Here is a 10,604-nt window from a genome sequence, read left to right as displayed (position 1 = left end):
GCGGGCCGCCGTCCGGAGCCGGGGCCCGCCCCGGCTCCGCCCCTCCTGCGGGTGCCTCCGCTCAGCTCCCCCCGCCGGTGCGGTGGGACACCCGGCGCAGCAGGACCAGCGCCCGGTCGATGACCCGGACGGGGCCGCCCGCCGTGACGAACGGCCGGTCCAGCACGTCCGGCTCCGCGGTGTCCAGCACCGTCTCCCAGGCCATCCCGTACTCGGTGCCCGGCACCGTGAAGTCCACCGCGTCCGCGCCGCTGTTGAGCAGCAGCAGGAACGAGCTGTCCCGGATGCGCCTCCCCCGCGGATCCGGTTCGGTGATGGCGTCCCCGTTGAGGAACACCCCCAGGGCGCGTCCGGGCCTGTTCCAGTCGTCCCCGTTCATCGGCCGCCCGTCCGGGCGCAGCCAGGCGATGTCGGGCAGCCCCTCCCGGTCGCTCTTGGCGGCGGCGCCCTCTACCGGGCCGCCGCGGAAGAACCGCCGGCGCCGGAAGACCGGGTGCTCCCGGCGCAGCCGCGCCAGGTCGCGGACGTAGTCCAGCAGGTCGTTCTCGGGCTCCTCCCCCTCGCCGAGACCGGCCGCCTTCCAGTCGATCCAGGAGATCTCGTTGTCCTGGCAGTAGGCGTTGTTGTTGCCCCCCTGGGTGCGCCCCACCTCGTCCCCGTGGGACAGCATCACCACCCCCTGGGACAGGTACAGGGTGGTGAGGAAGTTGCGCACCTGTCGGCGCCGCAGCGTGATGATCGCCGGGTCCTCGGTGGGGCCCTCCACCCCGTGGTTCCAGGACCGGTTGTCGTCGGTGCCGTCGCGGTTGTCCTCGCCGTTGGCCTCGTTGTGCTTGTGGTCGTAGGCGACCAGGTCGGCCAGCGTGAAGCCGTCGTGGCAGGTGATGAAGTTGATCGACGCCACCGGGCGGCGGCCGTCGTCCTGGTAGAGGTCGCTGGAGCCCGACAGCCGCGAGGCCAGCTCGCCCAGCACCGGCTCGCCCCGCCAGTAGTCGCGCACGGTGTCGCGGTACTTGCCGTTCCACTCGGTCCACAGCGGCGGGAAGTTGCCCACCTGGTAGCCGCCCGGGCCCACGTCCCAGGGCTCGGCGATCAGTTTGACCTGGGAGATCACCGGGTCCTGCTGGACGATGTCGAAGAACGTGCTCAGCCGGTCCACGTCGTGGAACTCGCGGGCCAGCGCCGACGCCAGGTCGAACCGGAACCCGTCCACGTGCATCTCCAGGACCCAGTACCGCAGCGAGTCCATGATGAGCTGGAGCGAGTGCGGGTGCCGGACGTTGAGGCTGTTGCCGCACCCCGTGTAGTCGAGGTAGTAGCGCTGGTCCTGGTCCCCCACCCGGTAGTAGCTGAGGTTGTCGATGCCGCGCAGCGACAGGGTCGGCCCCATGTGGTCGCCCTCGGCGGTGTGGTTGTACACCACGTCGAGCAGGACCTCGATGCCCGCCTCGTGCAGCGACTTCACCATCGCCTTGAACTCCTGGACCTGCTGCCCGCGCGAGCCGCGTGCGGCGTACCCGCTGTGCGGGGCCAGAAAGGCGAGGGTGTTGTACCCCCAGTAGTTGGTCAGCCCGCGCGCCACCATGGCGTGCTCGGGCACGAAGTGGTGCACCGGCATGAGCTCGACCGCCGTCACCCCGAGCGAGGTGAGGTAGTCGATCACCGCCGGGTGCGCCAGCCCCGAGTAGGTGCCCCGCTGGTGCTCGGGGATGCCGGGGTGGCGCATGGTCAGCCCGCGCACGTGCGCCTCGTAGATCACCGTCTGGTGGTACGGGGTGCGCGGCCTGGACTCGTTGCCCCAGTCGAAGAACGGGCTCACCACCACGCACTTGGGCACGTAGGGGGCGCTGTCGGCGGTGTTCTTGCGGCCGGGGTCGGAGAAGTGGTAGCTGAACAGCGATTCGTGCCAGGTGAGATTGCCGTTCAGCGCTTTGGCGTAGGGATCGGTGAGCAGTTTGTTGGGATTGCAGCGCAGTCCATGCTCGGGTGCGTAAGGACCGTGGACCCGGTACCCGTACTGCTGACCCGGACCGATACCGGGAAGGTACCCGTGCCAGACGAATCCGTCGTATTCGGTCAGGGGTATACGGGTCTCCTCGCCGTCGTCGTCGAACAGGCACAACTCCACCTGGTCGGCGGCCTCGGAGAAGAGCGAGAAATTGGTACCGGACCCGTCGTAGGTCGCACCCAGAGGATAGGAACTACCTGGCCAGACTTCCACCATAGGCGTTATCGGTCTCTTGGTCTCGGGGCTTTCGAGCGGTATCTGGAGATCCGTCCGTGAGCGCTCCCAGTTGCGGTCGGGTGCGCGGACGGTCCGTCGATGGTCCGAAAGCGGATGGTCGTGTGGTGACGACTTCTTTCTTCCGCTCCGGCCGCAGAAGTATGCCGAACTGGACCGATGATCATTCATCGGCCGCCCCGGGCGGGGGGCGGTACCGGTGGGGATCGTGATTTCCGGTGATATGCGGGGCGGCCCGGGAGGGGGAATTCCGACGGGCCCCGCGATTCGCCCCCCGACGGCACCGCGGGGCCGCGCCGCCCCCCGGGGGCGGCGCGGCGGCGGTCAGGCCCCCGGCCGGGCCCGGTCCAGGATCAGGCCCGTGTCCACGCCCCGGGGCAGGGTGCCGAACACGTGCCCCCACTCGCCGCCCAGCCGGGAGGCGGTGAAGGCCTCGGCCACCGGGGTGGGGGAGTGGCGCAGCAGCACCGACGCCTGGAGCGTGAGCGCCATCAGCTCCACCACCGAACGCGCCCGGTACTGGACCTCCTCCAGGTCGCCCAGGGTCTGCTCCAGCCGCTTGACGGCCGTGTCGTAGTGGTCGTCCACGCCCCGGGCGGCGTCCAGCTCGGTGAGGAACGCCGCCACCGACTCGGGGCTGCGGCCCATCGCGCGCAGCACGTCCAGGGCGGCCACGTTGCCCGAGCCCTCCCAGATGGAGTTGAGCGGGGAGTCCCGGAACAGCCGGGGCATGCCCGACTCCTCCACGTACCCGTTGCCGCCCAGGCACTCCAGCGCCTCGGCGGCGTGCGCGGGCTGGCGCTTGGTCACCCAGAACTTGCTCACGGCCACGGCCAGCCGCCGGAAGGCGGTCTCGGCCTCGTCGCCGCGCACCGACCGGTCCACCGCCCCGGCCAGCCGGGTCATGAGCGCCGTGGCCGCCTCCGACTCCAGCGCCAGGTCGGCCAGCACGTTGCGCATGAGCGGCTGCTCCGCCAGCCGCCTGCCGAACGCTGACCGGTGCTCGGCGTGGTGCAGGGCGTGGGTCAGCGCCGCCCGCATGCCCGCGGCCGAGCCGATGACGCAGTCCAGCCGGGTGCTGTTGACCATCTCGATGATGGTCGGCACCCCGCGGCCCGGCTCGCCCACCAGGTGGGCCACCGCGCCGTCGTACTCCAGCTCCGCCGAGGCGTTGGACCTGTTGCCGAGCTTGTCCTTGAGGCGCTGGATGCGCAGGTCGTTGCGGGTGCCGTCCTCCAGCACCCGCGGCACCAGGAAGCAGCTCAGCCCCTCGGGCGCCTGCGCCAGGGTGAGGAAGAAGTCGCTCATCGGCGCGGACGTGAACCACTTGTGCCCGGTGAGCAGGTGGTGGCCGTCGGCGGTGGGCACCGCGCGCGTGGTGTTGGCGCGCACGTCCGAGCCGCCCTGCTTCTCGGTCATGGACATGCCCGCGATGAGGCCGCGCTTGGTGTGCGGGGCGCGCAGCCCGAAGTCGTAGGTGCGCGAGGCCAGCAGGGGCTCGTACCGCTGCGCCAGTTCCGGGGCGTGGCGCAGCGCGGGGACCGCCGCGTAGGTCATGGAGATCGGACAGCCGTGGCCCGCTTCGGGCTGGGACCACAGGTAGAACTTGGCGGCCCGGGCCACGTGGGCGCCGGGCCGGTCGTCGGCCCAGGGGGCGGCGTGCAGGCCGAACTCGACGGCCTGGTCCATGAGGACGTGGTAGGCGGGCTGGTAGTCGACCTCGTCGATCCGGTGCCCGTAGCGGTCGTGGGTGCGCAGGACGGGTGGGTAGGCGTTGGCGGACTCGCCCCAGGAGCGGACCCGCTCCGTTCCGGCGGCGTCGCCCACCTCGCGGACCTCGGGCTCGGCCCAGGCGGCGCCCTCGCGCCGCACGCCCTCCAGCAGGGCGGGGTCGTCGGCGGCGTTGTAGTCGCCGAGCGGGGCGGCCTGGTTGAACACCTCGTGTGTCGGGGGCATGGCGTACTCTTCCGTTCCTGTTCGCAGGCGGCCGGGTGCCGCGCATCCTATCCCGTCGCGACCAGGGGTAACAGAATCGGGTTCGGTTCCGCCCCGGACCGGCCCCCGCCGGTGGAGAATGACACGATGACCTTCACGGACCCCGCTCCCGCCCAGGCCCCCGAGATGCCGCCCCCCGAGGAGATGTGGGCGGGGCCCGCCGCGATCGCCGTGCTCGGCGCACTGGTCCCCGACCACGGCTCGCCGTGGCAGCGGTGGGGCCGCGCGCTGGACCACGACCACAGCGAGGGGCGGTGCTGCCTGGCCCTGGTGGAGGGCGGCCGCGCCGTGCTGTTCGGATACGACGTCGACGGCTCCCGCACACGGCGCGCGGCCCCGGCCGTCGACCTGCTCGCCGGCGGCCCCGGCTGGCTGCCCTGGGAGTGGCTGGACAAGGCCCTGCGGGACGCCGAGATCGTCTCCTTCCTCGCCTGGTGGGACGGCCGCGCCTGGTACCGGGTGCCCCTCCCGGAGGGGGCCGACGAGGTCCTGTACCCGGACGCCGACGCCGACGACGTGTACGAATCCCTGCTGGAGTTCTGCCTCGACGGCGGGTGGGACGATGACGACGAGGACTCGCAGGAGCGGCAGGACGCGCTCAAGGCGGGCCTGGACGCCCTGGTGGCCGCCGCCTCCGAGCGGCGCCTCGGCGAGGGCGTGCTGAAGGGGCTCGCCGACGCCCTGCCCGACCCGGACACCGCCGACACCGAGGGGGCGCTGGCCGAGGCCCGCCGGCTCGGGCTGACCGGCGAGGAGGAGCCTCCGGCGCTGCCCGCCGGGACGGGCGAGCCGGCCGGCCGCCGCGTCCACCTGCCCGAGGGCCAGGCGGGCGCGTCGGTGGGGGTCGCCGCCCGCGGTACCGCGGAGAGGCCGCGGCCGGAACCCGTGGAGCCGGGGCCGGCCCTGCGGGCCTTCCTGGACTGGGCGGGCGGGCACGCCCCGGCCGGGGTGACGGTCTCCGCCGTCGGATACGGCGACATCACCGTCCGGGTCGGCGGGGCGCACCTCCCCGCGCCCCCCGGCGGGGGCGCGGACCCGTCGGCCGCCCTGGCCCGGGCCTGGCGGGAGGAGGAGGCCGACCCGCGCAGCGGCGCGTGGCTGTACGCGCGCGTCGACACGGGGCGGGGGACCGTGGAGCGCTTCTACGACGGCCTGCCCGACCGGGCGCACCCCGCCGAGATGTCCACGCGCGCCCTCGAACGGCTGCGCGGGGAGATGGCCGCCCGCGACGGGGAGTGGCGCCCGGACTGGGCGGCGCTGCTGGCCGAGGACTTCGTCCGCGACGGCGCACCGCCCCGCCTGTGCTGGAACCCGGGCATCCCGCTCTCCCTGGGCTGAGGCCGCGCCCCGCGGGTCAGCGGCCCACGCCCAGAGAGAAGCCGCCGTCGGTGGTGATCACCTGCCCGATGACCCACCGGCCCTCGTCGGACGCCAGCCAGCCCACCAGCCGGGCCGGGTCGGACGGATGCCCGAACCGGCCGAACGGGGTCGCCGCCAGGACCTGTTCGATGAGCTCCGGGGAGCGGTCGGTGGACTCCGGGTCCAGGTACCCGGTGTTCACCGGACCGGGGTTGACCGTGTTCAGGACGATGCCGTGCGGCAGCAGCTCGGCGGCCGCGGTGGCGGTCAGCCCGGCCAGCGCCGCCTTGCTCGCCGCGTAGGCCACCTCGCCGACCATGGGGCCGTGGATCTGCCCGGAGGTCGTCCAGAACACCCGGCCGGTGGCGTGCTCGTCCAGCGGTCCGGAGAACTCCTGCCGGTCGCCGGGGCGGGCTCCGGGCGCCTCCTCCAGCCCGGCGAACGCTTTGGCGAAGTGCGAGGTCAGCAGCAGGGTGGACCGGGTGTTGACCGACCAGTGGCCGTCCAGCTTCTCCGCGGTCATGTCCAGGAGGGAGCCGTCCCCGCCCGAGCGCGCGTGGTTGCACACCAGCACGTGCAGGGAGCCGGTCAGCTCCCGTGCGGCGGCCACGAGGCGCTCGGGGGCGTCGGGCTCGGCCAGGTCCAGGCCCAGGTCCCCGAAGGCGGCGCCGGGGCGCAGCGCCGCCCGGAGCCCCGCGCGCACCCCGTCGAGGTCGTCGGGGCCCCAGGGCTGGTCGGCGTCGTGCGACCGGTGGTGGTGGACGAACAGGTCGGCGCCCAGTTCGGCCAGTCGCGCGGCGATCGCGTATCCGATGCCCCTGCGCCGGGAGACCCCGGTGACCAGGGCGGTCCTGCCGTGCAGCGGAAGTGGGTTCGTCATGGTCGCGATCCTAGGAACCCCGGCCCGTTGCCCGCACCGCCTTTTCTGCCGGATCCGCCGCCCACCGGGTGGTCGCGGTCGGGACCAGGGCGGCGGCCGGCACCACCGCGTTGACGGCGGCCATGACCGCCGCCGTCGCTGGACCCCCTAGGGCCAGAGGAGGCCGCGCTCCCAGGTCCCCCGGGACTCCTCGCGCCGGTAGCGCAGGCGCACGTGGCGGCGGTCCGGGGAGCCCTGCCAGAACTCCACCTCCACCGGCCGGACCACGTACAGCCCCCAGTCGTCGGGCACCAGGGACGGGTCGGCCTCCACCCGGGCCCGGCTCTCGTCGAAGGCCCGGTCCATCTCCGCGGGGTCGGCCAGCGGGTCGCTCTGGCGGCCGTGCAGCCCGGCCGCCCGCGACGCCGGCGGCCGGGAGCGGAAGTCCGCGGCGCACAGCCCCGGCGTGGCGAGCTCCGCGACCCCGCCCACCCGCACCTGGCGGCCCTGCTCGCGCCAGTGGAACAGCAGCGCCGCCTGCGGGTCCGCGGCCAGCTCCCGCCCCTTGCGCGAGGTCGTCGTGGTGGCGAACCACCACCCCTCGGGGGTGAGGTCCTTGAGGATCACCACCCGCGCCGACGGCGCCCCGGCCTCGTCGGCGGTGGCCACCGCCATGGCGTGCGGCTCGGACACCCCGGCGGCCACCGCCTCCTCGAACCACGCGGTGAACAGCGCGATCGGGTCGTCGGGGGCGGTGGACGGGTCGAACGCGGGCAGGTCCCCGGCGAACACCGGCAGGCCGCGCAGCAGTTCGCGGACGGTCATGGGTCTCCTCTCGGATCGGCGCAGCCCACCCTACGGACCGGCCGCAGAAACGGCAGCCCAAAACTCGCCCAAGGCCCACGGGCCGCGTGTGTTCCCACGGCCTCCGCTGGGCAGTGGCACCCCTGTGTCATCCGACCGAGAGGAGCGATCGTGGAGATCGGGTTCAAGCTCATGGCCGAGCGGTACAGCGTCCCCGAGCTGGTGCGCCAGGCGATACGGGCAGAGGAGCTCGGGTTCGGCTTCGTGGAGATCAGCGACCACTACCACCCCTGGCTGTTCGAGCACGGGCACTCGCCCTTCGCCTGGTCGGTGATGGCGGCCATCGCGCAGGCCACCGAGAACATCCGCATCGGCCCCGGGGTGACCTGCCCGTCGATGCGGTACCACCCCGCGATCGTCGCCCAGATGTCGGCCACCACGGCGGTGCTGTCGGGCGGACGGCACTTCCTGGGCGTGGGCTCGGGGGAACGGCTCAACGAGCACGTCGTCGGCGACGCCTGGCCCTCGGTCACCGTCCGGCACGCGATGCTGCGGGAGTCGCTCCAGATCATCCGCATGCTGTGGACCGGGGGGTACCACTCCTTCGAGGGGGAGTACCTCACCCTGGACGACGCCCGGGTGTTCGACCTGCCCGACACCCCGCCCGAGATCATCGTCGCCGCCGGCGGCGGGCAGGCCGCGGCCCTGGCCGCCGAATACGGCGACGGGCTGTTCGCGACCGAGCCCAAGCCGGAACTGGTGGAGGCCTACCGGGCCGCCGGGGGCGACGGGCCCCGGTACGTGGAGGTGCCGCTGGCCGTCGCCGACGACGTGGACACCGCCCTCCAGCGGGCCCGGGAGGGGTTCCGGTTCGGCCTCAGCGGCTGGAAGGTGATGGCGGAGCTGCCCAACCCGGTCAACTTCGAGGCCGCCACCGCGCTCGCCACCCCGGAGGACATGCGCCAGATGGCGTCCGCCGGCCCGGACCCGCAGGAGCACCTCAAGCAGGTCCGGACCTTCGCCGAGGCCGGGTTCGACCACCTGGTCCTGATGAACGCGGGGGCCGACCCGGACGACTTCTTCGCCTACGCCGAGGAGAACCTGCTCCCCGAGCTCACGTCCGCCCCCTGACCGGGACCTCCAGCGGGTGGCCGACGGTGGCGTCGATGTGGTCGGGGACCTCTCCTTCATGGTCGCCCACCGTCAGCGTCCCGGTGGGCTCGAACAGCAGGATCGAGGCGCCGCCGTCGGACTCGGGCCGGTGCTCGATCCCGCGCGGCACCACGAACACCGAGCCGGGACCCAGCGCGACCACCCGCTCCTCCGCGCCCTCGCGCAGCCGGATGCGCAGGTCGCCGTCGATCACCAGGAAGAACTCGTCCGTGTCCCGGTGGGCGTGCCACACGTACTCGCCGCGCACCTTGGCCACCCGGACGTCGTAGTCGTTGACCCGGGTCACCACACGCGGGCTCCACAGCTGCTCGAAGGAGGCCAGCGCCGCGGCCAGGTCGATGGGTTCGTCGCTCATGGACGCCATCCTCCCGGTGGCGCCCCGGCCGCGGAAGTGCTAGGAATCGCACATGCCGCAAGATTCCTCGCACCGGGTGGCGCTGATCGTGGACGCCGGGTCCAACCCGTTCGAGATGGGCGTGGCCACCGAGCTGTTCGGGCTGCGCCGCCCGGAGATCGACCGGACCTGGTACACGCTCACCGTCTGCTCGCCCACCCCCGAGGCGCCGGTGCACCTGGGGCTGTTCACCCTGGCCGGCCTCGCGGACCTGGACGCCGCGGCCGGGGCGGACACGGTCATCGTGCCCAACCGCCCCGACCCGTGGACGCCGCCCCGGCCGGAGGTGCTCGCCGCCGTGCGCGCGGCCCACGCCCGCGGGGCGCGCCTGGTGAGCTTCTGCACGGGCAGCTTCACTCTGGCGGCCGCGGGCGTGCTGGACGGGCGCCGGGCGGCCACCCACTGGCGGCACGAGGAGCTGTTCACCCGGCTGTACCCGAAGGTGCGGCTGGAGCGCGACGTGCTCTTCGTGGACGACGGCGACGTGCTCACCGCCGCGGGCAGCGCGGCCGCCCTGGACCTGGGGCTGCACCTGATCCGGCGCGACCACGGCGCGGAGGCGGCCGCCTCCGTGAGCAGGCGGCTGGTGTTCACCGCGCACCGGGAGGGCGGCCAGCGCCAGTTCGTGCCCGCCCCGCTCCCGCACCCCGCCGACGTGTCACTGGCGCCGCTCCTCGACTGGGCGCGCGAACGCCTGGGCGAACCCCTCACCGTCGCCGACCTGGCGGCCCGCGCCGCGGTGAGCCCGGCGACCCTGCACCGGCGCTTCCGCGCAGAGCTGGGCACCACCCCGCTGGCGTGGCTGCGCGCGGAACGGGTCCTCGCCGCCCGGCGCCTGCTCGAACGCACGGACCTCGACCTGTCCTCCGTGGCCCGGTCCAGCGGCCTGGGCACCCCGGCCAACCTCCGCGAGGCGGTCCGCGCGCACACCGGCCTCAGCCCCTCGGCCTACCGCTCCGCGTTCCGCCTCACCTGAGCACGGGAACAGCGGACCCGGTCAAGCCGCGCCGGTGCCGCCTACGAGGCGTTCTCGATCCCCCCACCTCATGTGGCCATGAGCCCGACCAGGCGCTCGAGCACACGCAGCTGCGCCGGGTTGTACAGTTCCACCGCCGCCTCGGCCATCGCCTGCGCCGCCCGCCGGGGACCCCGCGGCGAGTCCGCCACCGGATCCGGGCCCTCCGCCCGCGCACGGAGGGCCGCCGGCAGCAGCCGCTCGGCGAGATCGGCCACCACGGCGTCATCCGCGTCCGCGGGCAGCTCCTCGAACTCCCGCTCGGCCTCCTCCGGGTCGCCGATGAGCTCGCGGAACTCCGCGAGGTACCTCTCGCTGAACACGGTCGAATAGACCGCCAGCAGCGACCGCTGCCGCTCCGACAGGTCACCGTAGACCGAGGCGAAACCGGGCGGGGCGTACACCGACGCGCGGTGCCGCAGGATCACGGCCAGCTCCTCCCGCACCCGGACCAGCCGGTCGATCCTCGCCTCCAGGTCCGCGTCCAGCGCCCGGATCGCCTCCTCCGGCTCGTCCTCCACCGCCGCGATCTCCGACAGCGGGATCCCCAGGTCGCTCAGCCGCCTGATCCGCACCAGCCGCACCAGGTGCGGAACGCCGTACTGCTTGTACCCGTTGGCCGTCCGCTCCGGGACGTCCAACAGGCCGATCTCGTGATAGTGCCGCACGGCCTTCACCGTCGTTCCGGCGAGCTCGGCGATCTGCCGGGTGCTCCACGCCATGCGCCCCTCCTCGGTTCGTGCTCCGGTCCACCCGTTCCCAC

The 10,604-nt window shown here is 73.6% G+C and carries 9 protein-coding genes; 3 read left to right on the top strand and 6 right to left on the bottom strand.

Going from position 1 to position 10,604, the window contains the following annotated elements; all coding sequences use genetic code 11:
• Positions 1-61: 61 nt before the first annotated feature.
• The gene (gene glgX, locus ACFVNO_RS26835; RefSeq protein ID WP_378896639.1) at positions 62-2,224 is read right to left on the bottom strand and encodes a glycogen debranching protein GlgX; all 2,163 of its coding nucleotides are present in this window, start codon (positions 2,222-2,224) and stop codon (positions 62-64) included.
• Between the two features lie 342 nt (positions 2,225-2,566).
• The gene (locus ACFVNO_RS26830; protein ID WP_355265363.1) at positions 2,567-4,198 is read right to left on the bottom strand and encodes an acyl-CoA dehydrogenase family protein; all 1,632 of its coding nucleotides are present in this window, start codon (positions 4,196-4,198) and stop codon (positions 2,567-2,569) included.
• Between the two features lie 126 nt (positions 4,199-4,324).
• On the opposite strand from ACFVNO_RS26830, the gene ACFVNO_RS26825 reads away from it, so the two are divergent.
• The gene (locus tag ACFVNO_RS26825) at positions 4,325-5,575 is read left to right on the top strand and encodes a hypothetical protein (protein ID WP_378896636.1); all 1,251 of its coding nucleotides are present in this window, start codon (positions 4,325-4,327) and stop codon (positions 5,573-5,575) included.
• A gap of 16 nt (positions 5,576-5,591) precedes the next feature.
• Here the strand turns inward: ACFVNO_RS26825 and ACFVNO_RS26820 are convergent, their stop codons facing one another.
• Together ACFVNO_RS26820 and ACFVNO_RS26815 are read right to left on the bottom strand one after the other, a co-directional pair.
• The gene (locus tag ACFVNO_RS26820) at positions 5,592-6,476 is read right to left on the bottom strand and encodes an SDR family oxidoreductase (protein ID WP_378896633.1); all 885 of its coding nucleotides are present in this window, start codon (positions 6,474-6,476) and stop codon (positions 5,592-5,594) included.
• 147 nt (positions 6,477-6,623) lie between these two features.
• Positions 6,624-7,280, bottom strand: a complete 657-nt coding sequence (locus ACFVNO_RS26815) for a pyridoxal 5'-phosphate synthase (RefSeq protein WP_355265355.1) — start codon at positions 7,278-7,280, stop codon at positions 6,624-6,626.
• Between the two features lie 150 nt (positions 7,281-7,430).
• Between ACFVNO_RS26815 and ACFVNO_RS26810 the strand changes: the two genes are divergently transcribed.
• A complete protein-coding gene (locus tag ACFVNO_RS26810; protein ID WP_378896630.1) occupies positions 7,431-8,390 on the top strand; it encodes a TIGR03557 family F420-dependent LLM class oxidoreductase in 960 nt (319 codons plus the stop codon).
• On the opposite strand, the gene ACFVNO_RS26805 is transcribed toward ACFVNO_RS26810, so the two are convergent.
• Positions 8,374-8,787 carry a cupin domain-containing protein gene (locus ACFVNO_RS26805; RefSeq protein ID WP_355265349.1) on the bottom strand — a complete coding sequence of 138 codons (414 nt, stop codon included), beginning with the start codon at positions 8,785-8,787 and terminating at the stop codon, positions 8,374-8,376. The two genes, ACFVNO_RS26810 and ACFVNO_RS26805, sit on opposite strands and share 17 nt — an antisense overlap.
• A gap of 52 nt (positions 8,788-8,839) precedes the next feature.
• Between ACFVNO_RS26805 and ACFVNO_RS26800 the strand changes: the two genes are divergently transcribed.
• On the top strand, positions 8,840-9,802 hold the full coding sequence (locus tag ACFVNO_RS26800) for a helix-turn-helix domain-containing protein (RefSeq protein WP_355265346.1): 963 nt from the start codon (positions 8,840-8,842) through the stop codon (positions 9,800-9,802).
• A gap of 68 nt (positions 9,803-9,870) precedes the next feature.
• On the opposite strand, the gene ACFVNO_RS26795 is transcribed toward ACFVNO_RS26800, so the two are convergent.
• Positions 9,871-10,563, bottom strand: coding sequence for a MerR family transcriptional regulator (locus tag ACFVNO_RS26795; RefSeq protein WP_355265343.1), 693 nt, complete (start codon positions 10,561-10,563; stop codon positions 9,871-9,873).
• Positions 10,564-10,604: the final 41 nt, after the last annotated feature.

The sequence above is a fragment of the Nocardiopsis sp. NPDC057823 genome (assembly GCF_042797335.1).
GTDB lineage: Bacteria > Actinomycetota > Actinomycetes > Streptosporangiales > Streptosporangiaceae > Nocardiopsis > Nocardiopsis changdeensis.
The sequence above is the reverse complement of the archived record's forward strand: the minus strand, read 5'-3'. Positions and strand labels throughout refer to the sequence as shown.